Origin of the sequence: Halomarina salina, from assembly GCF_023074835.1 — an archaeon.
GTDB classification, from domain to species: Archaea; Halobacteriota; Halobacteria; order Halobacteriales; family Haloarculaceae; genus Halomarina; species Halomarina salina.
Map to the genome: position 1 here is coordinate 2,288,455 of NZ_JALLGW010000001.1, position 24,539 is coordinate 2,312,993.

General features: G+C 68.5%; 28 protein-coding genes, 1 tRNA gene and 1 pseudogene. 12 read left to right on the top strand and 18 right to left on the bottom strand.

Annotated elements, in window-relative coordinates:
* Position 1: 1 nt before the first annotated feature.
* From MX571_RS11705 to MX571_RS11725, 5 genes and pseudogenes are all read right to left on the bottom strand, one after another.
* Complete coding sequence (locus tag MX571_RS11705; RefSeq protein ID WP_247416868.1) at positions 2-829, bottom strand: M14 family metallopeptidase; 828 nt, start codon at positions 827-829, stop codon at positions 2-4.
* 120 nt (positions 830-949) lie between these two features.
* Positions 950-1,438, bottom strand: a complete 489-nt coding sequence (locus MX571_RS11710; protein ID WP_247416869.1) for a DUF309 domain-containing protein — start codon at positions 1,436-1,438, stop codon at positions 950-952.
* Positions 1,439-1,505: 67 nt separating this feature from the next.
* Complete coding sequence (locus MX571_RS11715; protein ID WP_247418477.1) at positions 1,506-1,874, bottom strand: VOC family protein; 369 nt, start codon at positions 1,872-1,874, stop codon at positions 1,506-1,508.
* Positions 1,871-2,311, bottom strand: a complete 441-nt coding sequence (locus MX571_RS11720; protein ID WP_247418514.1) for a hypothetical protein — start codon at positions 2,309-2,311, stop codon at positions 1,871-1,873. The genes MX571_RS11715 and MX571_RS11720 overlap by 4 nt, the downstream gene beginning before the upstream one ends.
* A 109-nt stretch (positions 2,312-2,420) precedes the next feature.
* Positions 2,421-2,636, bottom strand: a pseudogene (locus MX571_RS11725) (CopG family ribbon-helix-helix protein); the annotation flags it as partial.
* A 104-nt stretch (positions 2,637-2,740) separates the two neighbouring features.
* Here MX571_RS11725 and MX571_RS11730 point away from each other — a divergent pair.
* Positions 2,741-2,824, top strand: a tRNA-Leu gene (locus tag MX571_RS11730).
* Positions 2,825-3,042: 218 nt separating this feature from the next.
* Positions 3,043-3,888, top strand: a complete 846-nt coding sequence (locus MX571_RS11735; RefSeq protein WP_247416871.1) for an MOSC domain-containing protein — start codon at positions 3,043-3,045, stop codon at positions 3,886-3,888.
* On the opposite strand, the gene MX571_RS11740 is transcribed toward MX571_RS11735, so the two are convergent.
* The 4 genes from MX571_RS11740 to MX571_RS11755 all read right to left on the bottom strand — a co-directional run bounded on the left by MX571_RS11740 (position 3,879) and on the right by MX571_RS11755 (position 6,402).
* The gene (locus MX571_RS11740) at positions 3,879-4,220 is read right to left on the bottom strand and encodes a DUF3006 domain-containing protein (protein WP_247416874.1); all 342 of its coding nucleotides are present in this window, start codon (positions 4,218-4,220) and stop codon (positions 3,879-3,881) included. The two genes, MX571_RS11735 and MX571_RS11740, sit on opposite strands and share 10 nt — an antisense overlap.
* A 41-nt stretch (positions 4,221-4,261) precedes the next feature.
* The gene (locus MX571_RS11745; RefSeq protein ID WP_247416877.1) at positions 4,262-4,597 is read right to left on the bottom strand and encodes a DUF3006 domain-containing protein; all 336 of its coding nucleotides are present in this window, start codon (positions 4,595-4,597) and stop codon (positions 4,262-4,264) included.
* The gene (locus tag MX571_RS11750; RefSeq protein WP_247416880.1) at positions 4,590-6,041 is read right to left on the bottom strand and encodes a lamin tail domain-containing protein; all 1,452 of its coding nucleotides are present in this window, start codon (positions 6,039-6,041) and stop codon (positions 4,590-4,592) included. Before MX571_RS11750 ends, MX571_RS11745 begins: the two co-directional genes overlap by 8 nt.
* Positions 6,042-6,147: 106 nt before the next feature.
* Complete coding sequence (locus tag MX571_RS11755; protein ID WP_247416882.1) at positions 6,148-6,402, bottom strand: DUF8072 family protein; 255 nt, start codon at positions 6,400-6,402, stop codon at positions 6,148-6,150.
* A 66-nt stretch (positions 6,403-6,468) separates the two neighbouring features.
* On the opposite strand from MX571_RS11755, the gene MX571_RS11760 reads away from it, so the two are divergent.
* Positions 6,469-7,272: an inositol monophosphatase family protein gene (locus tag MX571_RS11760; RefSeq protein ID WP_247416883.1), complete on the top strand. Its 804-nt coding sequence runs from the start codon at positions 6,469-6,471 to the stop codon at positions 7,270-7,272.
* 161 nt (positions 7,273-7,433) lie between these two features.
* Positions 7,434-8,600 carry a DUF63 family protein gene (locus MX571_RS11765; RefSeq protein ID WP_247416885.1) on the top strand — a complete coding sequence of 389 codons (1,167 nt, stop codon included), beginning with the start codon at positions 7,434-7,436 and terminating at the stop codon, positions 8,598-8,600.
* Positions 8,601-8,654: 54 nt separating this feature from the next.
* Here MX571_RS11765 and MX571_RS11770 read toward each other — a convergent pair whose 3' ends face one another.
* Complete coding sequence (locus tag MX571_RS11770) at positions 8,655-10,361, bottom strand: YcaO-like family protein (protein ID WP_247416886.1); 1,707 nt, start codon at positions 10,359-10,361, stop codon at positions 8,655-8,657.
* 255 nt (positions 10,362-10,616) lie between these two features.
* Between MX571_RS11770 and MX571_RS11775 the strand changes: the two genes are divergently transcribed.
* Positions 10,617-10,937, top strand: coding sequence for a cupin domain-containing protein (locus MX571_RS11775; RefSeq protein WP_247416888.1), 321 nt, complete (start codon positions 10,617-10,619; stop codon positions 10,935-10,937).
* Between the two features lie 25 nt (positions 10,938-10,962).
* Here MX571_RS11775 and MX571_RS11780 read toward each other — a convergent pair whose 3' ends face one another.
* The 3 genes from MX571_RS11780 to MX571_RS11790 form a co-directional block, all read right to left on the bottom strand.
* Positions 10,963-12,132 carry a zinc-dependent alcohol dehydrogenase gene (locus MX571_RS11780; protein ID WP_247416889.1) on the bottom strand — a complete coding sequence of 390 codons (1,170 nt, stop codon included), beginning with the start codon at positions 12,130-12,132 and terminating at the stop codon, positions 10,963-10,965.
* A 474-nt stretch (positions 12,133-12,606) separates the two neighbouring features.
* Positions 12,607-13,419 carry a transcriptional regulator TbsP gene (gene tbsP / locus MX571_RS11785; protein WP_247416891.1) on the bottom strand — a complete coding sequence of 271 codons (813 nt, stop codon included), beginning with the start codon at positions 13,417-13,419 and terminating at the stop codon, positions 12,607-12,609.
* A gap of 243 nt (positions 13,420-13,662) precedes the next feature.
* The gene (locus MX571_RS11790) at positions 13,663-15,330 is read right to left on the bottom strand and encodes a hypothetical protein (protein WP_247416892.1); all 1,668 of its coding nucleotides are present in this window, start codon (positions 15,328-15,330) and stop codon (positions 13,663-13,665) included.
* A gap of 114 nt (positions 15,331-15,444) precedes the next feature.
* Here MX571_RS11790 and glyA point away from each other — a divergent pair, with 114 nt between their 5' ends.
* Positions 15,445-16,692, top strand: coding sequence for a serine hydroxymethyltransferase (gene glyA / locus MX571_RS11795; RefSeq protein WP_247416894.1), 1,248 nt, complete (start codon positions 15,445-15,447; stop codon positions 16,690-16,692).
* Between the two features lie 39 nt (positions 16,693-16,731).
* Here glyA and MX571_RS11800 read toward each other — a convergent pair whose 3' ends face one another.
* Positions 16,732-17,037, bottom strand: coding sequence for a hypothetical protein (locus tag MX571_RS11800; RefSeq protein WP_247416896.1), 306 nt, complete (start codon positions 17,035-17,037; stop codon positions 16,732-16,734).
* 210 nt (positions 17,038-17,247) lie between these two features.
* On the opposite strand from MX571_RS11800, the gene MX571_RS11805 reads away from it, so the two are divergent.
* A complete protein-coding gene (locus MX571_RS11805) occupies positions 17,248-18,141 on the top strand; it encodes a bifunctional methylenetetrahydrofolate dehydrogenase/methenyltetrahydrofolate cyclohydrolase (RefSeq protein WP_247416899.1) in 894 nt (297 codons plus the stop codon).
* Positions 18,138-18,704, top strand: coding sequence for an NUDIX domain-containing protein (locus MX571_RS11810; RefSeq protein WP_247416901.1), 567 nt, complete (start codon positions 18,138-18,140; stop codon positions 18,702-18,704). The genes MX571_RS11805 and MX571_RS11810 overlap by 4 nt, the downstream gene beginning before the upstream one ends.
* 27 nt (positions 18,705-18,731) lie before the next feature.
* On the opposite strand, the gene MX571_RS11815 is transcribed toward MX571_RS11810, so the two are convergent.
* Both MX571_RS11815 and MX571_RS11820 read right to left on the bottom strand, forming a co-directional pair.
* Positions 18,732-19,409: a TIGR00266 family protein gene (locus MX571_RS11815; protein WP_247416903.1), complete on the bottom strand. Its 678-nt coding sequence runs from the start codon at positions 19,407-19,409 to the stop codon at positions 18,732-18,734.
* A 117-nt stretch (positions 19,410-19,526) separates the two neighbouring features.
* On the bottom strand, positions 19,527-20,234 hold the full coding sequence (locus MX571_RS11820) for a DUF7117 family protein (protein ID WP_247416905.1): 708 nt from the start codon (positions 20,232-20,234) through the stop codon (positions 19,527-19,529).
* Between the two features lie 381 nt (positions 20,235-20,615).
* Here MX571_RS11820 and MX571_RS11825 point away from each other — a divergent pair, with 381 nt between their 5' ends.
* The 3 genes from MX571_RS11825 to MX571_RS11835 all read left to right on the top strand — a co-directional run bounded on the left by MX571_RS11825 (position 20,616) and on the right by MX571_RS11835 (position 22,273).
* On the top strand, positions 20,616-20,999 hold the full coding sequence (locus tag MX571_RS11825; RefSeq protein ID WP_247416908.1) for a DUF7528 family protein: 384 nt from the start codon (positions 20,616-20,618) through the stop codon (positions 20,997-20,999).
* Positions 21,000-21,102: 103 nt separating this feature from the next.
* Positions 21,103-22,029: a DUF1028 domain-containing protein gene (locus tag MX571_RS11830; RefSeq protein WP_247416910.1), complete on the top strand. Its 927-nt coding sequence runs from the start codon at positions 21,103-21,105 to the stop codon at positions 22,027-22,029.
* Between the two features lie 97 nt (positions 22,030-22,126).
* Positions 22,127-22,273: a DUF8555 family protein gene (locus MX571_RS11835; RefSeq protein WP_247416913.1), complete on the top strand. Its 147-nt coding sequence runs from the start codon at positions 22,127-22,129 to the stop codon at positions 22,271-22,273.
* 266 nt (positions 22,274-22,539) lie between these two features.
* On the opposite strand, the gene MX571_RS11840 is transcribed toward MX571_RS11835, so the two are convergent.
* Positions 22,540-22,818 (bottom strand): amphi-Trp domain-containing protein, encoded by a 279-nt coding sequence (locus MX571_RS11840; RefSeq protein WP_247416915.1) that lies wholly within the window; start codon positions 22,816-22,818, stop codon positions 22,540-22,542.
* A gap of 191 nt (positions 22,819-23,009) precedes the next feature.
* On the opposite strand from MX571_RS11840, the gene MX571_RS11845 reads away from it, so the two are divergent.
* Entirely contained in the window at positions 23,010-23,297 is a 288-nt protein-coding gene (locus tag MX571_RS11845; RefSeq protein ID WP_247416916.1) for a PadR family transcriptional regulator, read from the top strand.
* Here the strand turns inward: MX571_RS11845 and MX571_RS11850 are convergent.
* A complete protein-coding gene (locus MX571_RS11850; protein ID WP_247416918.1) occupies positions 23,294-24,487 on the bottom strand; it encodes an AI-2E family transporter in 1,194 nt (397 codons plus the stop codon). The two genes, MX571_RS11845 and MX571_RS11850, sit on opposite strands and share 4 nt — an antisense overlap.
* Positions 24,488-24,539 lie beyond the last annotated feature (52 nt).

Consider the following 24,539-nt stretch of genomic DNA (forward strand, 5'->3'; position numbering starts at 1 on the left):
GTTATCCGGAGTACGACCGGGTCGCGCCGTCGCGCTGGACCGGGTCGCCCCCGAGCTGGCCGGTGAGTTCGCCCGCGTAGCCGAACTCCTCCTCGTAGCCGTACGGCGACATCAGGACGGGGTAGAACGGTTCGTCGGCGACGAGTTTCTCGCCGTCGACGGCCGCGAACGTCTCGCCAGCCGAGACGCGCTGGAAGTTCGCGGCGAAGACGGCGTACTCCTCGGCGGTGCGCTTCGGGACGAGTTTCCGGAGACGGAACACCGGCACCTCCCTCGCCGACCCGCGCTCGCTCGGGAGCGCACCGACGGCGGCGAGGAACTCGTAGATGAGCGTGACGGCGTTCTCGGCGGCCTTCGCTGTGCCCTGCAGGCCGCACTCTACCTCGACGATGTCCGCGTACTGGACGAGGCGACCGTCTGTGAACCCGCCCGCCTCGACGACGGCGTCGACCGAGAGGTACGGACAGATGGCGTCGGCGAGCGGTCCCGCCTCGTCGACGACCGCGAACGGGTCGTCGTACGACTGCGTGGAGTGCATCGAGAACGTGGTCAGTCCCCGGAGTTCGTCGGTCAGTTCGGCTGCAAGGCGCTCTTCGTACGTGTCGGCGTCGGGGCTACCGGGGAAGACTCGGTTGAGGTCCGACTCGGTGTAGCGGACCCCGCGGGCCAGCGCCCGCTCGTTGGCGACGATGAGTTTGACCGGTCGCTCGACGTCGGGGGCGTCGGCGAGGAGGCGCTCGACGGCGTAGACGCCGCACGGTTCGTCGCCGTGAATCGCCGCGAGAATCGCGATTTCCGGTTCACCGTCACCCAACTGCTCGATTCGCATTCGCTCGAACTACAGGAGGGGGACTAATCAGTGGCGCGGTCTCTCTCGTCAGTCGACCGATGTAATCGCGACGGTCGCGACGCGGAGACGGGTCGGTCGGTGAGCGGTACCGGTGGGCCGTCAGTGCTCTAACGACTCGACGTAGCGGAAGTCCTCCTCGCGAGCGGTCGGCGTCCCGTCGTCGAGGCGAATCTGCCAGCCGTGCAGGACCTCGGGGTCGTTCAGCGCGTTCGTGAGGACGGTGCGGACATCGAGCAGGTCCACGCCGTAGAAGTCGTTCGGGACGCCGTGGAAGTACTGGAGCGCGGTGTCGAACAGCGAGCGCATCCCGTCGTTGTCCTCGAAGTCGAAGTGCTTGTACGCGCCTGCGGCGACCTGCACCATCCCGTGCATGAACTTCGACTCGGTGTTGCCTCGGCCGTAGTTGTACCACTCGTCCTCGAAACAGTCGTGTGACTCGTGGAACTCCCCCGCGTTGTAGAGGCGGACGCCGTGGACGGTCGCCCGTCTGAGGGTCGCGTGCTCCCACACGTCCCGGTCCGGGTGCCACCCGGTCGGCGTTCCCGACGTGGGCGGACCGACCGACGGGTCGCGGGTGTGGTCGTCCATCGACGCAAAGTTCGGGCGGTGGCCGGTTGAATCTGTCCACACGGACGGCGACCGGTCGTCGACCGCGTCACTCCAGTTCGAGCAGTTCGATGCGGTTGCCGAACGGGTCACGGAACGTGCACCGTTCGCGGCCGGGGATGGGTGTCTCGTCCAGTGTCTCGACGCCGTAGGCTTCGAGATACGTGCGAGTCGTATCGAGGTCACCGACCTCGAACGCGGGGTGACGTGTCGAGGTCCCGGCGTCCGCCTCGTCGATACCGAGGTGCAGTTCGATGTCGCCCGCACGGAACCAGATGCTCCCGCTGTCCGCGAGCGAGTCGGGTTTCTCCACCTCGTCGAACCCGAGCACGTCGCCGTAGAACTCGCGGGCCAGCGCCTCGCTCCCCGGCGTGATACAGAGTTGGACGTGGTCGATTCGTCGCCAGTCGGGTGTCATAGGTCCCGCGCGATGTCGTTCAGCGACCCGACCTTCTCCGAGCGACCGCGCAACTCGTCGGGGTCGAGGTGGCGCGAGAGGCCCGTCTTCCGGACGTGTTCGCGGAGCGTGTCGAGCGCCCGGTCCTCGACGGCGAGTCGCCTGAGGTACTCCGCCAGCGCCTCCAGGTCGTCGTCGGTCGCGTCCCGCCCGCCGTCTGCTCCCTTGATCTCCCACGTCGTCGTCCGGGCGTCGTTGCCCTCCGGGAGGTGCGCGCCGCCGACGATGACGAGCGCCTTCGCCAGCGTCCACGGGACGAGGTCGGCCGTCCCGTAGCCGCGGTCGCGCAGCAGGTTCTCCGCGCCGTCGGTGAGTCGGAATCGACGTCGCCGGTGGCCGACGCCGAGGTCGAGTTTCAGTTCGTCGCCGTCCTCGACGAGATGTGGAGAAGTGGCCATACGTGGGGCCAGGAACGGCGTGAACAAGTGTTCGGCGGTGCGCGGCGCTCCGACGGCGCGGGCTGCCGGGACGGGACGACGGAGGCGACTCCCCAGGAGTCCGCGCGGCGAGCATGTCCTCGACACTCGTCTCCTCGTAGTTGAACAGGACGGTGACGACGCCCATCAGGCGACGGTCCTCCAGTTGCTTCTCCTCGAACTCTCCCAGCAGGTTGCGCGCGGCCTCACGGACCACCCCGCTCCGGTCGGTGTCGCCGTGCTCCTCGGAGAACTCGTCGCGACGCTCCAGCAGCGAGTCGGGCATCGAGACACTGACGACAGCCACGTATTAACTACCGCCCGCTGAATTGATGATGATTGATACTCGACTGCCGTCTCCCCCCGAAACCAGCGCGTTTAACAGGGACAGGGTCCTCCGCTCGACTGCGTGCGAGGGTAGCCAAGTCTGGAAACGGCGGCGGATTCAAGCTCCGCTCCTGTAGAGGTCCGTGGGTTCAAATCCTACCCCTCGCATGAGTGTGCGTCCGACGGGACGCACTCGAATGCACACACGGTAGATTTGAAGCAGGGAGGTCGCGCGAAGCGCGTCCGACCGTGGTTCAAATCCTACCCCTCGCATGGCGTACCCCACCGGGTACGACACATGCGGAAGACCGCAGGGCGGTCTTCCCTCGCAAACTCACTCTCGATGCACCACAACGATAGTAGCACCGCGGCCGTTCTTCAGTCACATGAGCGACGCCGCCACGCCCGAACTCCGTCGGCTGACGACGTATCCGGTGAAGTCACTCGACCCGCAGGATCACGACTCGGTCGCCGTCGAGCACGGCACGCTCGCGGGCGACCGGGAGTACGCGATGGTCGCCAAACCCCCGGACGCGGACCACGACCCGACCACGGCGTCGGTCGGTGGGCAGGGAGAGTACGTCAACGGCAAGCGGACGGCCGCGGTCCACCGCTTGCGCTCGTCGCTCGACCGCGAGGCGGGCGTCCTGACGCTCCGCGAGGAGGGAGGCGACGAGACACGGACGTTCTCCCTCGACGACCCGGACGCGCTGAACGACTATCTCAGCGACTACTTCGACGAACCGGTGAGCGTCCGCCACGAGCCGCGCGGCGGCTACCCCGACGACCGGGAGTTCGACGGACCGACGCTCGTCTCGACGGCGACGCTCCGCGAGGTGGCGTCGTGGTTCGACATGACGCTGGACAGCGCTCGACGGCGGTTCCGCGCGAACCTCGAGGTCGGCGGCGTCCCGGCGTTCTGGGAGGACCGCCTCTTCGCCGACCACGGCGAGGCCGTCGCGTTCCGGATCGGCGACGTGGAACTGCTCGGCTGTAACCCCTGTCGGCGCTGCGTCGTCCCGTCGCGCGACCCCGACACCGGCGAGGAGACGCCGGGGTTCCGCGAGACGTTCCTCCGCGAACGCGAGCGGACGCTCCCCGAGTGGGTCGACAGCGACCGCTTCGAGGGGAACTTTCGGCTGATGGTCAACACACGAATCTCCGAGAGCGAGTGGGGCCAGCGACTCTCGGTCGGCGACGGGGTGGAACTGCTCGGAACGCGTCAGCTCTGATTCCCGCCGGTCCCGTATCGACTCCCGAGCGGTCGCGAGAGTCGGTCGAAGCGAGACCGTGCTCTACTGCCTCGATACCGCGTCGCGACGGCGTCGTACGTCAGCGAGGTGACGGCCCCGTGGGCGAGCGAGAGCCGGAACACCGCGTCGACGTGACGCCCCTCTCGGGGGAGTCGTTCGCGAGCGAGGACGACCGTCTCGTCGCCGTCGGTGGCGAGCACCGCCCGGTCGCCCTCGAACCGGTCGACGACGGCCGTCGAGCGGGGCTGACCGAGCGGTGAGACGAGCGTACAGACGAGGAGGACGCAGAGCGCGTGGCGGATAGAGAGCACGCGCGGCTCTGGACGCGTTCTTGGATTTGAATGTTCGGCCGCTACCGGCTGGCGTCGTCCTCGCGGTGCTCGTCGTCACCGTCGCCCAGCCGTCGCGAGAGGCGGTCGAACCGCGACTGCACGCGGTCGGCACGCGCCTCCGTCTCGTCCTCGTCGTAGCGGGCGTCGACGAGGTCCCCGTCCTCGACGGTCACGTGGAGCACCGCGTCGGTGTGGTGTGCAGCCTCCGGCAGACGCTCGACCGATATCGAGACGTCACCCACGGTCTCCTCGTCGGCTTCGAGCAGCAACACCGCCAGATCACCCTCGAACCGGTCGAGGACGGCGACATAGTCGCCGTCGGCGGGGCCGTCCGACCCGCGTGACTCGTCACTCATACGACTCCGAGAGGACCCGCACCCCGTTGGCCGTTTCGACCGTGACGGTGTCGCCGTCGTTGTTCCAGAGCGGGCCGTCGCTGCCCCAGTAGAGGTCGCTCTCGGTGTCGCTCCCGCTCCCGGTGTGGAGCGTGACGCGTTCGCCGGGTTCGAGCGTCACGTCGCCGAAGGTGTACTCGTGGCCCGCCTCGTCGCGCACCGTCCATCCCGAGAGGTCGAGCGCCCCCTCGCCCGCGTTCTCGAAGACGACGTACTCGTCGTCGAGGTTGTCGCCGTCGTGGCCCTCGGCGTCCGCGTGGACCTCGACGAGGCGGAGGTCGCCTGCACTACTGGCCGGTCCCTCCTGGGTCCCGCCGTCGGCCGCGACTGTCGTCCCGCTGCTGGTGACCGCTCCCGTCCCGGACCCGCCGACGGTCAGTCGCGATTCGACGTCTCCCGACGCGTCGGGGTCGGTCGCGTCGCCCGACCGCAGGTCGTCGGCGTCCGTGGGGGCGGCCTGTTGCGTGGCGACGGTGACTCGCTGGCCGTCGCTCCTGACGACGACGTCGCCGTGCGTGCCGGTCCAGAACGTCGGTATCGAGCGGTCGGCGAGTCGACCGAGCACCTCCTCGTGGGGGTGGCCGTACTCCGAGTCGTAGGCGCTGGACACCACCGCGACGGACGGCGAGACGGCCGCGAGGAACGCTGCGCTCGTCGACGAGGCACTGCCGTGGTGGCCGACCTTCAGCACCGTCGCGTCGAGTCGGTCGCCGTAGCGGTCGACCAGCCACCCCTCGGCCGTCGACCCCGCGTCGCCGGTCAGCAGGAACGCGGTGTCGCCGTGACCGACCCGCAGGACGACGCTGTTCTCGTTGCGGTCGCCGTCGGCGAGGTAGCCCTCGGGCGGGCCGAGGACGGCCGCGGCGACGCCCGAGAACGGGAGGTCGTCGCCCGCCCGGACCTCGTACAGCGGCACGTCGTAGCGCTCGACTGCGTCCAGGTACTCCTCGTAGGTCCGCGTGCTGGCGGCGATACCGGGGTCGTACACCGCGCCGACGCCCTCGCCCTCCGTCTCCAGGTACTCGATGACGGCGGGATGGCCCCCGACGTGGTCGGCGTCGGCGTGGGTCGTCACGAGGTGGTCGACGCGGTCGATGCCGTTGCTCCGCAGGTAGTCGACGACGTGTTCTCCGTCGTCCTGGTAGTCACCCGTGTCGACGAGCATCGTCTCGCCGCTGGGCGAGACGAGGAGGGTCGCGTCGCCCTGCCCGACGTTCAGGAAGTGGACCGTGAGCGTCCCGTTCGAGTCGCCGTCGACGGGTGCGAGCGTCGTAGTGTCTCCACCGCCAGCAGTCCCGCTACCGTCCGCGCTTCCGGGCGTCTCGGTGGGGGCGACCCCGACGCCTGCACACCCGGCGAGGACGACGGCCAGACAGCAGAGCGCGACGCGGAGGACCGAACTCATCGGAGGGGGTCGGGGCCGTGTCAGCAAGAGCGTGTGGGCTGGTCGTAGGGTGGACGGTGGGGTGTCGGTGGTCGGCGAGGAGTCGGTAGACAGTAGGCAGTCGCAGTCACGCCTCGGTGACGCGCTCTATCTCACCGAGCACCTCCCACCCGCCCTCGGTCTCGCGGGCGACGAGCAGCGGGTCGTCCTCGCCGTCGGTCACGAGTCGGTAGGTCGTCCCGTCGGCGACGCCCTCGGCCTGGAACGACTCCTGGAAGAACTCCGCCGACCGCATCTCCAGGGTGAGCGACTCCCCTTCGACGAGGGTGAGACGGACGTCCTTCGGTGCGACGTTGTAGACGCGCTTCGCGAGCGTGTTCATACCTCGGGCGTACGCCTCGGCGCTCTTAATCGGTGGCACTTTGACCGCGCCGGACGGTCCGAGGGCATGGACGACACCTCCCTCCGTCTCGCCGTCGCCGAGCGTGCGGCCCACGCGGGCGCGGCCGTCGCGGCCGACGGCTTCCGGGACGACATCGACGTGGAGACGAAAGACGGGAAGACGGACGTGGTCACCGAGGCCGACCGCCAGGCGCAGCGACGGGTCGTCGAGGTGATTCGCGAGTCGTTCCCCGACGACGCCGTCGTCGGCGAGGAGGAGGACGAACTGAAGGAGGTCCCCGATGACGGCCCCGCGTGGGTCGTCGACCCCATCGACGGCACGAACAACTTCGTCAGGGACCTGCGCGTCTGGGCGACGAGCGTCGCGGCCGTCGTCGACGGCGAGGCCGTCGCCGCCGTCAACGTCCTCCCGGCGCTCGGCGACACGTACGTCGCGAGCCAGAACGGCGTCACGTGGAACGGCCACTCCGTCTCCGTCCGCGAGGTGTCGGACCCCGAGCAGTGTGCCGTCGCGCCCACCATCTGGTGGGACTTCGACGCCCGCGACGAGTACGCCGCGGCCTGCGAGGCCGTCGTCAGCCGGTTCGGCGACATGCGGCGGTTCGGCTGTGCGCAGGCGACCCTCTCGATGGTCGCCGACGGCAGTCTCGACGGCACGCTGACGAACCTGGACCCGAACCCGTGGGACAGCGTCGCCGGCGCGTTCATGATAGCGCAGGCGGGTGGGACCGTCACCGGACTCGACGGCGACCCGTGGCGACACGACTCGCCCGGCCTCGTCGCCTCCTCCGGCGCGTGTCACGACGCGGTGCTGGCCGCGGCCCGCGACGTCGACGACCGCGAGTGGTGAGACGGGTCGGCTCGACTCGGGTGCGACCGAAATAGCACGTCGCGGTCCGTTCGTACGACGCGGCCCGATAGCACGTCGCGCCGCGATACCACGACGCGGTCCGTGCAGCCTCCGCGCACGCGACCGGAACCCTGAACACCTCAGCGCGAACCGTTGAGGGTATGAGTCTCCAAGACCGCGCGTCGACGCTCAGCCCGGCGCGCGCGTGGCTGGCGGCGTTCGCCGCGGCGCTGGCCGTCCTCGTCGGTGGGTCGCTGGTCCTCCGAGACCTCGTCTACGACCGGTTCGTCTGGCAGTACTTCTGGGGTCCCGTCTACGCGGACGCCCACAACGCCGCCTGCGCGGTGAAACAGGGCGGCACGACGCAGTTGCTCGGTAGCGACTCCTGCGCCTCGCTCCCGGCCGACGCCGTCGTCGCGCGCCCCGGCTACACCGTCGTCTCCGAGATCGGCTACGCCGTCACGCTCGTCTTCATGCTGGCCGGCGTGCTGTTCTTGCTCCGGGAACTCGAACTCGGGACGGAGAAGGAGTTCTTCTTCGCACTGATCCCGTTCATGTTCTTCGGGGGTGCGCTCCGCGTCGTCGAGGACGCCAACAACGTCGCCGCGACCACGGCGGGCGTCGAGCAGGCCATCACCTACCCGCTGAACGCGCTCATCATCAGCCCGATCATCTACTTCGTCGTCTTCGCCATCACGCTCGCGACGCTCGTCGCCGCGGTCCTCCTCGACCGACGCGGGGTCGTTAACGACTACGTCCCGGTCGTGTTCGGCGCGGGCGCGGTCTACCTGCTGGTCACGGTGGCGTACATCTACTTCGTGGTCACCACCCGACTCGCCGGACAGCCCGGTACCGACGCCGGGTTCTACCCGCAGGTGACCGTCGCGGTTATGGTGCTCTCCACGCTCATCTCCCTCGCCGTGTTCGGTGCGCTCCGATGGACCAGCCCCGCCGTCGTCGCCGGAACGGGCCTCATCGGCCTCGTCGTCCTGTTCGGCCACACGCTCGACGGCGTCGCGAACGTCCTCGCCGCCGACTGGTGGCAGGTGCTCGGTCTCCCGTTCCAGTACTACCCGAAACACCCTGTCAACGCGTTCATCATCAACTTCACCGAGGCGAACCTCTCGGGGAACGTCAGCGAGACGCTCGGGACTGCGTGGCCGTTCCTGCTCGTGAAGATCGTCGCGGCCATCGCCGTCATCTGGCTGTTCGACGAGCAGATATTCGAGGAGAGTCCCCGTTACGCCATCCTCCTGCTCGTCGCCATCCTCGCGGTCGGACTCGGCCCCGGCACCCGCGACATGCTGCGCGCGACGTTCGCCATCTAGTACGCACCGCTCGCTTCGTCGCCGGTCAGCGCACCGACGACCAGGCCGACGCCGTCACGGGAACGGGTGATGTTCGCGGTCGAGTCGCGGCTCGAAGCCCAGCGACGCGGGCACCGACTCCGCCCGGTCGCCGAAGTACGGGTCGTCGATGAACAGCGGCTGTGCTTCTGGGACCAGCACCCGGACCGCCTCGAAGCCCAGCACGTCCAGGTCGCGGGTCGTCAGGCGGGCGGCGTAGGTGTCGAGGTCCACCTTTCCCAGCGCCTCCAGCAACGCGTCGAGTTCCGCCTCGGCGTCGGGTACGTCGCTCGCGACGCTCGTCGCCGGGATGGTCGTCTCGGGGTCGGTGAACGACCGCGCGGCGTCCGGCAGCGACGCGAAGTAGCCGATACGTCCCCCCGCCTTCGTCGCCTGCGCTCGTCCCATCCGGCGCAGTTCGGTCCAGTTCTGGAGGGCCTCGGCGCAGGCGCTCTCGGCCGCTGCGACCGGGTCGAGGTCGGCCGCGGTACCGAGGGCGAACTGCGGCCACCCCGTCTCCCGGTGGACCGCACAGGCGACGACGGGGACGTCGACGTTCTGCGTCAGTAGCGTCGTCGTCACCGACAGCCCTTCGGAGCGGGCGCGACGACGCATCGTCCCGAACCCCGCGTCGTCGCTTCCGTCGGTATCGTCGCTCCCCTCGTCGACGGAGAGGCCGAGCGGGTCGAACGTCGAGTACCACGAGAGCATCGCGGCGTCCCGCTCGATGACCTCCGTCAGACCGGCGACCAGCGCCTCGACACCCGAGTTGCCGAGTCCCAGACCGGTCGTGATGGTGGGGCCAGCGCCACCGAGCGGGAACTGGACGCGCGGTGCGGGGAGGTCGACCGACTCCTCGGCGCGCAGGTCCTCGCCGGGGACCCAGGCGATGGGGTCCTCCGTGGCGGCCCCCTCCGGGAGCACGAACGACGAGAGCGGGACCGGGTTCTCGACGTCGCTCGCTCGCCCGCGGACGAACTCGGCCTCCCTGAACACGCCCGCGGCGTACCGCTCGAACGCCTCGCCGACGGCCTTCATGTAGGCGGCGTTCCAGTCCGGCGAGACGCCCGCTGCCTGCTGACCCGCCTGCACGTCGCTGAACCCCTCGGTTTCGCAGAGCATCGAGAGGTAGTACGGCAAGGGGAACGACTCGACCTCGCCGACCTCGTGGACGATACCCACGCGCGGGTCGACGGCCATCTCTGCACGCCCCAGCGACGCCTCCAGCGGCCGGTCCACGTGGTCCCGGCGGACGCGGCGGTCCGGGGAGTCGGCGCAGTCACAGTGCGGGAGCGGGAGCACCCGCCGGTCGGCGTACGGTATCTCGACGAGGCCGCCGAAGACGTTCGAGGTGCCGTCGAGGACGCGCACCGCCTCGCGCCCGGCGAGCGCACCGGCGAAGCGTGCGGTCGAGGGGTCGACCGTGCCGTCGTCCGTCTCGTCGAGGTTAGCCGCGACGCGCCCGCGGAGACAGTCGTAGCAGGCCGTTCCGGGTGAGAACCCGGCGACGCACGCCTCCACGTCAGCGACGGCGTGCCCACCGACGCCGCCGAGTTCGACCGCCAGCCACCGCGTCCCGGACCGCCTCGCGTCGGCGAACGCCTCGGCACCCACCTCGCCGACGACGACGCCCAGTTCGCAGTCCCCGACCCGTTCACGTCGTTCTACCGTCGTTTCGACGTCCTCCAGCGCGGCGGCGACCGCGTCGGCGGCCGGTCCCGCCCCGACGAGTGCGACAGTCATGGCTGGGCGGACGGACGAGGAGATAAAAACGGCGATGGTTACGGGACGCGTTCTACGCTACGCTCGCGGCTGGCTGGCGTCGGCGGCTGGCCGGCGGACAGTCTCCGAACGCGATACAGTTCTGCGCACTCGTCGAACCCTTCCGACTCGCACCCGTCGAGACCACCGTCACGGAATCTTCCGACTGGTGTTTCGAAGCGGACCCTGACTCCGCCCCCACTACGTACTTCCGTCTGGCAGTGCTCCGATGACTCGATGTCCTACCAGACGGTCAACTACGAGGAGACGGAGTCGAAGGAAGGGATGCACTTCCTGCGGGACGAACTCGGGTGTGAGGACCACGGCGTGACCGTCCTCGACGCCGACCCCGGCTGGGAGGGGCCCGAACACGACCACGCCGACGAGGGCCACGAGGAGGTGTACTTCCTCGTCGAGGGTGAGGCGACGGTGACGATAGACGACGAGGAGGTGTCGCTGACCGACGGCGACGCCGTCCGGGTCCCCCCGGAGGCGACCCGACAGATAACGAACGGGGACACCGAGAGCCAGTTCGTGCTGACCGGCGCGCCCGAGTAACGACGGCGACGTCTCGCCCCCGCAACTACGGGTTCAGCATCACTTTGACGCAGCCGTCGTTCTTGTCGCGGAACGTCTCGTACATCTCCGGGGCCTTCTCCAGGGACTCCTGGTGGGTGACGACGAACGACGGGTCGATGTCGCCGTCCTCGATCCGTTCGAGCAAGGGGTCGAGGTAGCGCTGGACGTGCGTCTGTCCGGTGTTGACGGTCAGGCCCTTGTTCATCAGCGACCCGGTCGGGAAGCCGTTCATCTCGCCCGTGTAGACACCGGGGACCGAGAGCGTCCCGCCCTTCCGACAGCACCGGACGGCCTCCTGCAAGACGTACGGCCGGTCGCCCTGCATCTCCTCTCCGTCCTGCCCGGAGTCAGCGACGCTCGACGGCCCGGCACCGTGGGCCTCCGCACCCACGGCGTCGATACAGCCGTCCGGCCCGTGGCCGTCGGTGACGTCCATCAACCGGTCATAGACGTCCTCAGACTCGAAGTCGATGACCTCGGCGTCGCTGTGTTCCCTCGCCATGTCGAGGCGTTCTCGCTCCCGGTCGATGGCGACGACCCGCTCTGCGCCGAGCATCTCCGCGCTCTGGATGGCGAACTGCCCGACCGGCCCACAGCCCCAGACGGCGACGGTGTCGCCGTTCTCGATGTCCGCGTTCTCCGCCGCCATGTACCCCGTCGGGAAGATGTCCGAGAGGAACAGTACCTTCTCGTCGGGGAGACCGGAGTCGACCTTTATGGGGCCGACGTCGGCGTACGGCACCCGCAGGTACTCCGCCTGGCCGCCGTCGTATCCGCCGAGCATGTGCGAGAAGCCGAACAGTCCCGCCGGGGAGTGGCCCATCGACTCGCTGGCCATCTCGGCGTTGGGGTTCGACTCGTCGCACAGCGAGTAGAGCTGCTGGTCGCAGTACCAGCAGGCACCACAGCTGATGGTGAACGGAACGACGACCCGGTCGCCCTCGCTGAGGGTCTCGACGGCGCTCCCGACCTCGACGACCTCGCCCATCGGCTCGTGGCCGATGATGTCGCCCTCCTCCATCCCCGGCATGAAGCCGTCGTAGAGGTGGAGGTCGGACCCGCAGATCGCGGTGGCCGTTATCTCGATGACCGCGTCGGTCGGTTCCTGAATCTCGGGCTTGGGGACGTCGTCGACGCGGACGTCCCCCTCATCGTGCCAGCGGAGCGCTCTCATCGACTTCCCTCCTCGTGGACGGTGCCGTCGTCGGTACGCCGTCGCGTGATCGCGGGGTCGCTTACGGGATAGTTCAACGCTCGACTCGACGGGCATCAGTTCGGTAAGGCTGGAGCCTGCGCCTGCTACCTGGCCCTCCCCGTTCCGACGTCTCACGGAGCGTCGATGGACCCCGTCCGCTGGGGAGCGCGGCTAGCGGGCTGGACTCCGACGTAGGGACCGGCGTCGGGACGCTGTCCGACGCAAGCCGGTTACGAACGATCGGGTCTACGCGAGCGCAGCGCGGACGACGACGCCGAGGCCCGTCGCCGTTCGGCACCGACCGGGAGGACCAGCCTCCGTGAGTGACACAGGGGGTTCGACGCCGGCGAGCTCGATGCGTCCCGCTCGTCGGCGTTTCGAGCGGTGCGAAATCGGGGTGAAAGGCCCGTCGGTCGCGGGAGACGGGTGGGTTCGAAGGAGAGTGCTGCCGGCTTACGACGCCATCAGCGACTGCGCGACGTTGGCGAGTTCGCCGTTGTCGGCACCGCGCAGGCGGTCGTCGCCGAGGACGAGACGGAGGCGCGGGCGACCGACGTCGATGGGCACCTTCTCGGTGTCGATGAGGCCCAGCTCCTCGAGACGGGTCTTGGTGCGGGAGAACGTCGCCTTCGACGCGATGCCGACGTCCTCGCCCCACTTCGAGATGTCGTAGAGCAGTTCCTCGTTCTTCGCGGCGACGAGCAGCGAGATGGTGACCTCGTCGAGGCCCTCGCCGTCGCCGCGGGCCGTCTCCATCGAGGCGAGGACGGTGTCGAAGTCCTCGGCCACGTCGGAGCCGATGTCGTCCGAGAGCGACTGGCGCACGCGGGAGATGGCCGGGGTACGGAGGTTGAACTGCTCGGCGTCCTCCCACGCCGCGGCGTACTGCTCGTTCGCGCTGTCGACGAAGTCGGTGTCGTCGGTCGCGAGACCGGCGACCTCGCTCCCGGTGTCGACGATGGCCATCACGCATTCGCTCGTGACGAGAAGCGTGTTCGACGGTTCGTCGAGGGCGCGCAGTTCCAGGCGACCCGCGTCCATCAGGTCCGCGGCCGTGCTCCCGACGATGAAGTCGTCGAGGACGTCCTTCAGCATCCGTTCGTCACCGAACAGTCGGACCGACACGTCGTCGGACTCGTCCAGTCCGTCGACGAGCGCTTCGAAGGTCTCGGCGTCCGGGTTCACGAGGTAGACGGTCCCGTCCACGCCCTCGAGGGCGGATACTAGCAGCGACTCCACGTTCGACTCCAGTACGTTCGAACTCATTGGTAAATCTATAGGGGAAACTGCTATTTAATTTCACCGTTCGTCCAAATCGCAAAACGTGTCTGTCGTTTATGCAGAGCAGTCTCGCTCCGGATTACGATTTTGCCGATTTCAGGCCATATACCCTCCGAATCGAGAACGTCCGCTGGTCCGAATGGTAACTACTGTCAATCCTCGAACTGCCTGTTATCAGTACACACGGGCCTCGTCCGTCGGGGTGGCCTGCTGGGTCGCGGGTCACTCTCACTGGATGCCCGACAGGTCGGTCGCGAGGTCGGTCGACCATCGGAGGTCGCCGTCGAAGATGACGGGGCGCTGGCGGTCGGCGAGCAGCGAGCGGGTCGCCGCCGAGTCGAGTGTCGCCTCGGCCGTGGTCCCCCGAAGTCGCCGACAGGTCTCGAACGGCGCGCTGAACACGCCGCCCTCGCGGCCGTCCGCGGGGACCGTGTAGCGGACGGTGAACCCGTCGCCGTGTGGTTCGAGGTGGAGCAACGCCGGACGCTCGTCGGGAGTGAGCGCGAACGTCCCGTCGCCGACGACGGCGTAGTCGGTGCTCATCAGCACCTGTCGACGGGCCAGTTGCATCGCGCGCTCGATGCCGAACCCGCGGACGAGTAGCCGGGCGAATGCCGTGCCGACGGCGGCCGCCTGCTCGTCGAGCACCGTCCGGATGGTGACCGCGCCCGCGACGCTCCCGCCCGCGACCAGTTTCTGCCCCTGGTGGTACGACCCGCAGGCGTTGAGGAAGAACGTCCGTGCGCCCGACGACGAGAGGCTGTCGCAGTCGAGGCCCCCGTCGGGACAGCGCAGTCCCGACACCTCGCAGTGGCCGATGAAGTGGACGAAGTCGTGGTCCGCCTCGAACAGGCGAGCGAGTTCCCCGGTCGTGAGCGACTCCCGGACGTCGACGGTCGCGGGGAACGCGTCGGAGTTCTCCCGGTAGGTGCGGGCGACGGCGTCGTGTTCGGCTGCCATCGCGTCGTCGTTCAGGACGACGGCGACGTCCAGTGGCTCGCTCGGGGCCGCACTGCGTCGGTGTTCGTACGCCGCCTGCGAGGGGGTGAACGCCGACACCGGGACGCCCTCGGCCAGCCACGCGTGGAGGTCGCCGTGGTGGAGTTCCGGTTCGAGAACGTCGACGCTGGCGACGTCCCCTTCGGGTCGTCCCGCGCGGTAGAAATCGTCCAGCGAGTGTTTGAGGAGCCCCTGCGCGTCGATGGTCGAGGACTCGGGGAGGTAGACGAGGCTCATCGCGTCGAGCAGGTAGGGGAGGCAGCGCGCCTCGTCGTCGCCCTGGTCGGCGTAGGTGGCGAGGTGCCAGTCGGGTCGTTCCGCCGCGACCCGCTCGCGGTCGCAGTCGAGGTAGGCCTCGACGCGCGCGCCCGGCGTCCCCGACTGGAGGGCGTAGGGACAGGCTCCGGCCTCGACGACGAGTTCGTCGCGGCAGTCCCGGCGCTCGCCGGGCAGTTCCCGGACGATGCCGTCGAGGAAGAACACGTCGCAAAGCAGGTCCGCGACCTCGTGCTGGAACGACGGGAGCGGGGAGAACTCGTACTCGCGCTCCGGGAGCGAGAGCGTCGGTCGCGTCCCCTCTCGAATCTCGACTCGTGCACCGAGGTAGTACGCGAGCGGCGCGGCGACGAACAGCGTCGCCCGGTCGTCGGGGAGGTGGAACGTCGCGTCCGTCTCGGGACGCGCCTCGACGACAGCGTCGGGAATCGACCGCTCGCCGAACTCGACGAGCGGCGGGTGAGGGCGGCGGTCGGGGTGTGAGCGGCCCGGTCCGGTATCGGTGATGCCCGCTCCAGAAAACGTCAACGAAGTGGCGAGTCCGCGAGTGGTGGCCGGGACGGTGAGCGTCGGCGGGGCGTCCCAACCTGTCAGATGCGCGTCACCACCTCGCTCACTCATTCAACGGGCATTCGACGGGAGTCGTAAAGACCTATCGCCACCCAGCCAGGTCCGGAGGAGTACGTGTACCACGGGAGAGGTAGATTATTGGCGCGGGCCACCGCACGGGCGACCATGGACTTCGAACACGTCCGAGCGACCGACTCGGCCGTGGCCGACGCGCTGCTCGCGGAGCGCGAACGCCAGCGGAACTCCCTCGCGATGATCGCCAGCGAGAACCACGTCAGTAAGGCCGTCCTCGAAGCGCAGGGCTCGGCGCTGACGAACAAGTACGCCGAGGGTTACCCCGGCGAGCGCTACTACGCCGGCTGCGAACACGCCGACGAGGTCGAGGAACTCGCCATCGAGCGCGCGAAGGAGCTGTGGGGCGCGGAGCACGTCAACGTCCAGCCACACTCCGGCACGCAGGCGAACATGGGCGTCTACCTCGCCATGCTCGACCCCGGCGACAAGATCCTCTCGCTCGACCTGACCCACGGCGGCCACCTCAGCCACGGTCACCCCGCGAACTTCACGGGCAAGACCTACGAGGTCGAGCAGTACGAGGTCGACCCCGACACGGGCTACGTCGACTACGACGCGCTCCACGACCACGCCGAGGAGTTCGACCCGGACATCATCGTCTCGGGCTACTCCGCCTACCCGCGCGAAGTGGACTTCGAACGCGTACAGGAGGCCGCCGAGGCCGTCGACGCCTACCACCTCGCGGACATCGCTCACATCACCGGTCTCGTCGCGGCGGGCGTCCACGCCTCCCCGGTCGGCATCGCCGACTTCGTGACGGGCAGCACACACAAGACCATCCGCGCCGGTCGCGGCGGCATCATCATGACCGCCGAGGAGCACGCCGACGCCGTCGACGCGGCCGTCTTCCCCGGCGCGCAGGGCGGCCCGCTCATGCACAACATCGCCGGCAAGGCGGTCGGCTTCGAAGAGGCGCTCCAGCCCGAGTTCGGAGAGTACGCCCAGCAGGTCGTCGACAACGCGCGAGCGCTCGGCGCGCGACTGCAGGAGCACGGCTTCTCGCTCGTCTCGGGCGGCACCGACACGCACCTCGTCCTCGTCGACCTGCGCGACTCCCACCCCGACACCACGGGCGGCGAGGCGGAGGACGCCCTGGAGGAGGTCGGCATCGTCCTCAACAAGAACACCGTCCCCGGCGAGACGCGCTCGCCGTTCAACCCCTCGGGCATCCGCGCGGGCACACCTGCCCTGACGACCCGAGGGTTCGACGAAGCCGCCTGCGAGCAGGTGGCGGACATCATCTACCGCGTCGTCGACGACCACGACGACGAGGACGTGAAGGCAGAGGCGAGCGAGCAGGTCGACGCGCTCTGCGCCGACTTCCCGCTGTACGAGTAACGCGGACCGCACGCAGTTCTCCGCCTCCAGTTCTTCGTTCTACCGTCGTCGCCGATAGCGCATGTCCCGCTGGACGCCGCCCCAGATCTCGACGACCACGACCAGTATCGTCCCGCCGACGAGGAACACCGGCCACAGCCACGGGTCGACGAGCGCCAGCACGTCGAGGACGCCGTAGCCCTCCCGTTCGGACACCGCCAGCAGCGCCTCCTGCTCGACGACGAGCAGGTACGCCCCGACCAGCATCACCAGGCCCGTCACGACCTTCAGCCCCGTCCGAACCGGGCGGCCGAGTACCCGTCTCGTGTGGTAGGCAAGCGACCGCACGAACGGGACCCTGCGCATCGCCCCCCAGCCCCGACCCCTCGGCATACCCCGTGACATGGTACCGTAAGGCGCGCCGTCACGATAGTCGTACCTGTCGGCGAGAGTTCGTCGTTCACGGGACCAGTTCGGCCGTGACACCACCACGTTCGTGGATACAAACCACGGGTCGTGGGCCGATGTGTACACGTACCCGAGCGTTGAAGGTTCCACGCGTTCGCCGTTCGGGTAATGACGGACATCATCGACGGCAACGCGGTCGCAACAGATGTCAGGGAGGGCCTCGGCGACGCCATCGAGACGCTCTCCGAGGCGGGTCACACGCCCGGTCTCGCGACCGTCCTGATGAGCGACGACCCGGCCAGCGAGACGTACGTCTCGATGAAACAGCGCGACTGCGAGGAGGTCGGCATCGAGAGCCACCACGTCGAACTCGACCCCGACGCACCGGCCGACGAACTGTACGACACCGTCGAGGACCTGAACGCCGACGACGCGATTCACGGCATCCTCGTCCAGATGCCGGTCCCGGACCACGTCGACACGCGCCGCGTCCTCCGCTCGGTGCGTCCCGAGAAGGACGTGGACGGGTTCCACCCCGAGAACGTCGGTCGACTGGTCGCCGGGAACGAGCGCTTCAAGCCGTGTACCCCCCACGGCATCCAGAAGCTCTTCGACGCCTACGACGTGGAGACGGAGGGCGCGGAGGCCGTCGTCGTCGGCCGTTCGGACATCGTCGGCAAGCCGATGGCCAACCTGTTCATCCAGAAGGCCCCGTTCGGGAACGCGACGACGACGGTCTGTCACTCCCGAACGAAGGACCTCGCGGCGCACACACGCGAGGCCGACATCGTCGTCGCCGCCGCGGGCGTCCCCGGGTTCGTCACCGGCGACATGCTCGAGGAGGGCGCGACGGTCGTCGACGTCGGCATCAACCGGGTGGATGCGGACACCGAGAAGGGGTACGAACTGGTCGGCGACGTCGAGTACGAGAGCGCGGAAGAGGTGGCCGGCGCTATCACGCCGGTTCCCGGCGGCGTCGGCCCGATGACCCGCGCGATGCTGCTCTGGAACACGGTCAAGGCCGCCAGCGAGCAGACCGGCGTCGACGTTACGCTGCCGTGAGCGACGGCGCGCAGCGGGACGCGACGGTCGACGTGGACGAATCGATAGACGACCGGATCCTCTCGCCCGACGCACTCGCCGCCCGGTACGGCGACGTGGTTCGGCGGTCGAACCGCATCGAACTCCCGGCCGAGCAGTGGGACGGACTCGCCACCGACGAGGGCCGGTGGGGCGTCGGTGCGCTGGTGGCCCGCGACGGGCACGCGCTGCTCGTCCGCGAGGGGTCGAAGGCGAGCGACTGGGTGCTGCCGGGCGGGAAACTCGAACCCGACGAGCGTCACGCCGAGGGGGCGGCCCGCGAGGTCGAGGAGGAGACTGGTATCGCCGTCACCGTCGACACGCTACTGGCCGTCTCCGAACAGACGTTCGTCGAGGCGGGTGGCGAGCGAGAGTTCGAGTTCTCGTTCGCGACGTTCGGGGCGACGCCCGTCGCCGAGGGTCGTCCCACACCTGCCGAGGAACCGGGGCTCGCCGACGAGGACATCGTCGAGGTGCGGTGGCACGAGACGCCTCCGGACGACGCGTTCGACAGGGCGCTACTCGTCGACCTCATGGACTGGTGAGGCGCGCGGAAGGACCGTAGCGCTGCTCTACTGGCTCGACGAGCGCTGGGGGAGCTTCGGGATGAGCCACGAGAGGAAGGCGTCGGTCGAGCGCGTCTGGAGCCACACCCGTCCCTCGCCGGTGAACTCGGCGACCAGTCCCTCGCCGCTCGTGAGCGTCGACTTCAGCCCGCCGACGCGCCGCACGGTGAAGTCGACGCCCTCCTCGAACGCGACGATGTGGCCCGTGTCGACGACGAACGGCTCCGACGAGCGGACGTCGACGGGTCGAATCGCGCCGTAGCTCGACATGAACAGCGGGCCGACGCCCGCGCATCGCAGGAGGAACAGCCCCTCGCTCCCGAAGAACGTCCGGGCGCCGCCGAACTCGGTGTCGACGTCGATGTCCGGCGTCGCGGCGATGTACGACCCCGACTGGACGTAGACGGTGCCGTCGACGGGGTGGTGCTCGATGTCGCCCGCCAGCGGCGGCGCGAACGACACCTCGCCGGCCTCGCGCGCCGTGAACGTGTTCTGGAAGAAGCTCTCGCCCCCCATCACGCTCCGGCGGAGCGAACTGAGGAAGCCGCCGGTCGCGTTCGTCTCCATCTCGATGCCCGCCGTGTGACTCACCATCGCGCCAGACTCGGCGCGAATCTGCTCGCCCGCGTCGAGCGAGACGGTCAACAGCGAGTCGGAGGGGCGGTGGTCGATCTCGTACTCCATGGCAGGGTGAGCGAGCGAGACGAGATAACGGCTCCTGCTGGTGAGCGGGACTGTACCGATTCAGCGACATCGCCGGTCGGGCGTCGAAATTCGTTCGGTCGCAGTGGGTGTCGCGCGTCAGTCGATGTCGGCCAGTCGCCCCTTCGCCGTCGCCAGCGCGCCCTCGTCGCCCTCCCGGAGGTAGTCGCCGATGTCCTGCGTGGCGCGGACGAGGCGCTCGCTGTCGGCGGGCGACACCTCGCCGTCGAGGGCCTCGAACCGCCGGACGTGCTCGGCGATGCTCTGGAGGACGCCGTTCGCCGCGTCGTCCGGGTGGTCGTCGAGCCACGTCCTGAGGTCGCTGCGGTAGTCGGAGACGGCCTTGGCGTACGCGAGCGCACGGGGCGAGCGCAGCGAGTCGGGGACGTCGCTCGGTCCCGGGCGGTCGTCCAGATCGGCCCCGCGGAGGAGCGAGAGGAGGTACAGCTCCTCGGCGTCGCTCACCCGCATCGACCGGTCGAGCGAGCGACTGACGGCGGCCAGTTCGGCCGCGGCGAGGTAGGTGTCGGAGAGCGGTCGCAGTTCGCCAGCGTGGATGAACCCCGACTGCCGGACGAACTCGCGGCAGGCCTCGGCGGCGTCGCTCGCCGCGTCGAGCAGGTCGTCGTCGACGCGGTTGCGCGCGTCCGTCAGGTCGAGGCGCACGGCAGAGTCCGTGTGTTCGGTGCGGTCGTCGACGCCGGTGCTCCGGAGACTGCCACAGTCGGGGCAGGCCACCTCGCCCGTCTCGTAGTACGACCACCGGTGGCCACAGTCCGCGCACTCGCGGCGACCACGAATCTTCATACCGGTGTTCGGACCCGCGACGGCAAAACCGTGGGTGTTCGTCGAGGCGTTCGCTCGGGTGGCCGCCCTCGGTGGGCTCCGGTTCGACAGGTCCGCCTGCCCGACCGGCGGGGTTTATGGTGGTGGCTACCAACGGACGAACCGTAATGGCACAAGTAGGCCTCCCCGAGGCAGCCGAGGATAGAGGAAGTCGCCGCAAGGCGGCTGGTCGAGAAATTCTCCGACTCCGATAGTCCTCTCCCCCCGTACACGGTAACCAGTCGAACCGAGGCTTCTGCGACGACAGACCAGACAGCGAATAGCGACGCGACCACGTCTCCGGACGACGATACGGGGACTGCTCGCGACGACCCGGTCGGCGTCGGCGTCGACGGCGTCGACGTGACGCTCGCGGTCGGCGAGGACCGCCACGCACTCTCGCACGCCGAGGCCCGTCGGTTGCGGGCCGCACTCGACGACGCGCTCTATCAGGTCCACGAGTTCACCCACACGACGGGCGAACACCGACCGGACGGGAGCTACGTCGTCGCGCGTCGTCGCGCGTCGTCGTCGGGTCACCGGAAGGTGTTCGCCGACGTGAGCGACGTCGAGGCGTGCTACGAGGCGCTCCCCGAGGAGTTCACCGCCGACGACGTGACCTGCGCGTCCGGCGGGCGTCGCCACATGCTCGTCTGGCACTTCGCCGAGCATCCGGGGTACGACTGCGAGGTCGTGTCGCGACAACCGCTGACGGCGAGGAAGGGGGTAGACCAGACCGCGGAGTGAGAGCGTGGACCGAGCGGATTGCGGAGTGACAGGCAGACGAAGGAGTGACCGAGCGGACTGCCGCCACCGCCGCCACTTTCTCGGAGGCGTCCGTCCCGAGACCATGCAGCCACGGCCGAGTACGTTCTCCATCGTCGCACGGGACCCCGAGACGGACGCCGTCGGCGTCGCCGTCCAGTCGAAGTTCGTCGGCGTCGGCGCAGTCGTCCCGTTCGTCGCCGCCGACGCGGGCGGCATCGCCACACAGAGCTTCGCGAACGTCGCGTACGGACCGGACGGCCTCGACCTCCTGCGCGAGGGCCACGACGCCGAGACGGTCCTCGACCGCCTCACGAGCGACGACGAGGACGCTCCCTCGCGACAGGTCGGCGTCGTCGGGACCGACGGCTCCGTCGCGGCGTTCACGGGCGAGGAGTGCTTCGACTACGCGAGCGACCGGCAGGGCGACCACTACACGGTCCAGGGGAACATCCTGGAGAACGAGGAGACGCTCGACGCGATGGCCGAGACGTTCGAGTCGACCGAGGGCGGCCTCCCGGAGCGGCTCATCGCGGCGCTCCACGCGGGCAACGACGCGGGCGGCGACAAGCGTGGCGAGCAGTCGGCCGCGCTCTACATCGCCAAGCCGGAGGGCGGCTACGACGGGAACAACGACCGCTGGGTCGACGTGCGCGTCGACGACCACGCCCACCCCATCGACGAACTCGAACGCGTGTTCAAGATCTACGACGTGACGCTGCTCGCTCGGGAGGAACCCGACGACACGCGCGAACTGTCGGGGGAGACGGCTCGCGAGGTGCTGGAGACGCTCGCCGCGATGGACCTCTACGACGAGGAGCCTGGCGACTCGTTCGGCGAGTCCGAGCGCGACGCCCTGGAGGCGTTCCGCGGCCTGAACAACTTCGAGAACCACTCCGTCGCCGTGCTGGAGGACGCGCTCGCCCGTGGCTGGGACGACGCCGAGGGCGACGGCGAGGACCGGCTGGTCGACGCCATCTGGCACGGGCTCTCGCGACTCGACCGCGTCTGAGTGGTCGAGCGTCGGACGGCTCTTGGGAAGTCGTCGCTCGACGCTCGGACCACCTGCCTGCCACGGACCTTTGGTGACGGCGCTCCTACGGTGGCCCATGCGTGACGAAGAGGAGGTCCGAGAACAGTACGAGTTCCTCAAAGAGCATCTGGAGAGCGAGGACATGCGCCACGAGGGCGTCAGGGAGATGTTCACCTACTACAAGCGGGCCATCGGCTGGGTGCTGGAGGAGGAGCACATCTGAGGGTGGTCGGTAGGTTTATACCTCTGTAGGGGTTTGTAACAGTTGACGCTTCGCTTGGAGGGCCGAAGCGTCAGCGGGGACCAATTTCAGGGCGGCGGGCCCGGCCGTGTTTTCGGCTCGGCCCGCTTTCCTTTCCTACTCATCGCATACGTAGCGCGTCGCTTCTGACCGTACACGCGACAGTCACCGTCGAGCGACCGGTTCGTCAGACGCTATCCGAGGCTCCTCTGTGTGACCGGTGAAAAGACGGACCGACTGGAGGGTCGTTACTCGACGCTGAACTCGCCGCTCTCCTCGCCACCCTCCTGGCCCTCGTCCCACTCCAGTTCGAACTCGATGCTGAGTTCGGGTGCGCCGGACCCGGTCTCTCGCTCGGCCTTCACCTCGAACGTCGGCCGGGCGGGCACGTCGAGCGTCACCGACTCGCTCCCAGCCGAGAGGCTGACCGGCTCGCCGGACTCGAGTTTGTCCGCCACCGCGCGGAGGTGGTCTGCGATCGCTGCACGGTCGAGGCGCGTCTCCGATTTGAACAGCACTTCTTCCATACCCTCTGTACACATCGGGGAGGAGATAAGTCGGTCGCTCGTCCGCCGCTTCGCTGCGAGGTGATTAGAAACTGGTATAAGGTACGGCCCGGAACGTCGACCGTACCGGCCAGTTTCGGCCGTTCTCGAACTCCTGCTACCCGGAGGCCGACATGTTTATACATCCCTCCATGATAGTTTTTAGAAGACACATGTACGACCTGACCGGATTCCAACGTGACCTGCTGTACGTCATCTCAGGACACGAGAAGCCCCACGGCCTCGCCATCAAGGAGGAACTCGAGGAGTACTACGAGAAGGAGATTCACCACGGTCGACTCTACCCCAACCTCGACACGCTCGTCGAGAAGGCCCTCATCGAGAAGGGCGAACAGGACCGTCGGACGAACTTCTACACGATGACCGCCCGCGGCCGCCGGGAACTTGAAGCACGCCGCGAGTGGGAAGCGCAGTACGTCGACGTCGATATCGACGCCTAGTCGGTTCCGTCGGGGGACCGCCCCCGTGACGACTCCTCGACCGGCGGTTCGTCGACGACCTCTTCTACCGGAGTCGGCGGTTCGGACGACGCCTCGACGGTCATCGAGCCGGGGTCGATGGTGTACGGTATTATCTCCCGGCCCTGGAGCAGTTCGGGGAGGACGATGCTCGCGAAGTTGTACGCGAGGACGAGGATGACGGGGCCGAGGAAGATGCCGTACCACCCCCACAGCAGCGGGCCGAAAATGTAGGCGAACATCACCATCCCGATGTGGAGGTTGCGGCCGCTGACGTACGGGCGGAGCAGGAAGTCGGGGATGGAGTCGACGATGACGAACGAGACGGCGAAGAAGACGGCGACGAACCAGACGTTGTCGAGCGCCGGCAGACCGAGGAAGGCGAGGTAGCCGGTGACGGGGAAGTAGACGAGTTTCATCCCGACGACGGGGACGAGGCTGGCGACGCCAGTGAGCAGGCCGAGGAGCGTCGGGTACGGAATCGGCGTCCCCGGCGCGATCTCGTTGAGCAACGTGTACGCGACGGCCCCGATGGCACCGGTCATGATGGCGTTGAGGATGTTGCCGAAGAAGACGGAGGCGAAGTCGCCGTCGACGGCGCGTGCGTAGTCGTCGAAGACCCCTCTGTCGTCTGCGAACTGGCCGCGGACCCACCGCGACATCCGGGGGCCGTCACGCAGCAGGTAGAACGCCAGCGCCAGCATGATGAACAGGTGGAACAGGCCGTTACCGATGAAGCCGACGTACGCGAGCGCCTGGTTGACGCCCTCTTCGAGGATGCTCTGGAAGTTCGGGTCGTCGAGGAGCTGCTGCGGGTCCTCGACGATGTCCGAGACGTCGAGGTACGGAGCGAGGTACGGGTAGAGCGGTCCGAGGTTCGCGTTCATCGCGTCGATGAGGGTGTCGACCTCCTGGAGGGCGATGGCGACGATGTAGGCGAGCAGCAGCAGCGCCGGCAGCGCCAGCACGAAGATGGACACCGCGGCGGCGAGACTCGGCGGGTAGACGTGACGTTTCAACCGGTCGTAGACGGGTCGGGTCGCGTAGTAGATGAACAGGCCGAACACGAACGTCCCGATGAACGAGTAGAGGACCAGCAGGAGGGAGCAGACGAGGACGACGCCGAGCAGCGCCCAGAGGAGGCGTCCCCAGTCGATAGCGGGCCATTCCATACCCCTCGGTGGCGATGGACTGTCAAAAATCCCATCGCAAGGGACGAGTTTA

Bases quoted from the DNA above. Each gene is read 5' to 3' on its own strand.
- MX571_RS11800 (WP_247416896.1), bottom strand. From the start codon at position 17,037: ATGCGCAGGGTCCCGTTCGTGCGGTCGCTTGCCTACCACACGAGACGG.
- MX571_RS11745 (WP_247416877.1), bottom strand. From the start codon at position 4,597: ATGAGTGACGAGTCACGCGGGTCGGACGGCCCCGCCGACGGCGACTAT.
- MX571_RS11735 (WP_247416871.1), top strand. From the start codon at position 3,043: ATGAGCGACGCCGCCACGCCCGAACTCCGTCGGCTGACGACGTATCCG.
- MX571_RS11780 (WP_247416889.1), bottom strand. From the start codon at position 12,132: ATGAGAGCGCTCCGCTGGCACGATGAGGGGGACGTCCGCGTCGACGAC.
- MX571_RS11805 (WP_247416899.1), top strand. From the start codon at position 17,248: ATGACGGACATCATCGACGGCAACGCGGTCGCAACAGATGTCAGGGAG.
- glyA (WP_247416894.1), top strand. From the start codon at position 15,445: ATGGACTTCGAACACGTCCGAGCGACCGACTCGGCCGTGGCCGACGCG.
- MX571_RS11845 (WP_247416916.1), top strand. From the start codon at position 23,010: ATGTACGACCTGACCGGATTCCAACGTGACCTGCTGTACGTCATCTCA.
- MX571_RS11835 (WP_247416913.1), top strand. From the start codon at position 22,127: ATGCGTGACGAAGAGGAGGTCCGAGAACAGTACGAGTTCCTCAAAGAG.
- MX571_RS11775 (WP_247416888.1), top strand. From the start codon at position 10,617: ATGTCCTACCAGACGGTCAACTACGAGGAGACGGAGTCGAAGGAAGGG.
- MX571_RS11720 (WP_247418514.1), bottom strand. From the start codon at position 2,311: ATGGCCACTTCTCCACATCTCGTCGAGGACGGCGACGAACTGAAACTC.
- tbsP (WP_247416891.1), bottom strand. From the start codon at position 13,419: ATGAGTTCGAACGTACTGGAGTCGAACGTGGAGTCGCTGCTAGTATCC.
- MX571_RS11820 (WP_247416905.1), bottom strand. From the start codon at position 20,234: ATGAAGATTCGTGGTCGCCGCGAGTGCGCGGACTGTGGCCACCGGTGG.
- MX571_RS11830 (WP_247416910.1), top strand. From the start codon at position 21,103: ATGCAGCCACGGCCGAGTACGTTCTCCATCGTCGCACGGGACCCCGAG.
- MX571_RS11710 (WP_247416869.1), bottom strand. From the start codon at position 1,438: ATGGACGACCACACCCGCGACCCGTCGGTCGGTCCGCCCACGTCGGGA.
- MX571_RS11840 (WP_247416915.1), bottom strand. From the start codon at position 22,818: ATGGAAGAAGTGCTGTTCAAATCGGAGACGCGCCTCGACCGTGCAGCG.
- MX571_RS11750 (WP_247416880.1), bottom strand. From the start codon at position 6,041: ATGAGTTCGGTCCTCCGCGTCGCGCTCTGCTGTCTGGCCGTCGTCCTC.
- MX571_RS11815 (WP_247416903.1), bottom strand. From the start codon at position 19,409: ATGGAGTACGAGATCGACCACCGCCCCTCCGACTCGCTGTTGACCGTC.
- MX571_RS11770 (WP_247416886.1), bottom strand. From the start codon at position 10,361: ATGACTGTCGCACTCGTCGGGGCGGGACCGGCCGCCGACGCGGTCGCC.
- MX571_RS11705 (WP_247416868.1), bottom strand. From the start codon at position 829: ATGCGAATCGAGCAGTTGGGTGACGGTGAACCGGAAATCGCGATTCTC.
- MX571_RS11715 (WP_247418477.1), bottom strand. From the start codon at position 1,874: ATGACACCCGACTGGCGACGAATCGACCACGTCCAACTCTGTATCACG.
- MX571_RS11790 (WP_247416892.1), bottom strand. From the start codon at position 15,330: ATGAGTGAGCGAGGTGGTGACGCGCATCTGACAGGTTGGGACGCCCCG.
- MX571_RS11755 (WP_247416882.1), bottom strand. From the start codon at position 6,402: ATGAACACGCTCGCGAAGCGCGTCTACAACGTCGCACCGAAGGACGTC.
- MX571_RS11760 (WP_247416883.1), top strand. From the start codon at position 6,469: ATGGACGACACCTCCCTCCGTCTCGCCGTCGCCGAGCGTGCGGCCCAC.
- MX571_RS11765 (WP_247416885.1), top strand. From the start codon at position 7,434: ATGAGTCTCCAAGACCGCGCGTCGACGCTCAGCCCGGCGCGCGCGTGG.
- MX571_RS11850 (WP_247416918.1), bottom strand. From the start codon at position 24,487: ATGGAATGGCCCGCTATCGACTGGGGACGCCTCCTCTGGGCGCTGCTC.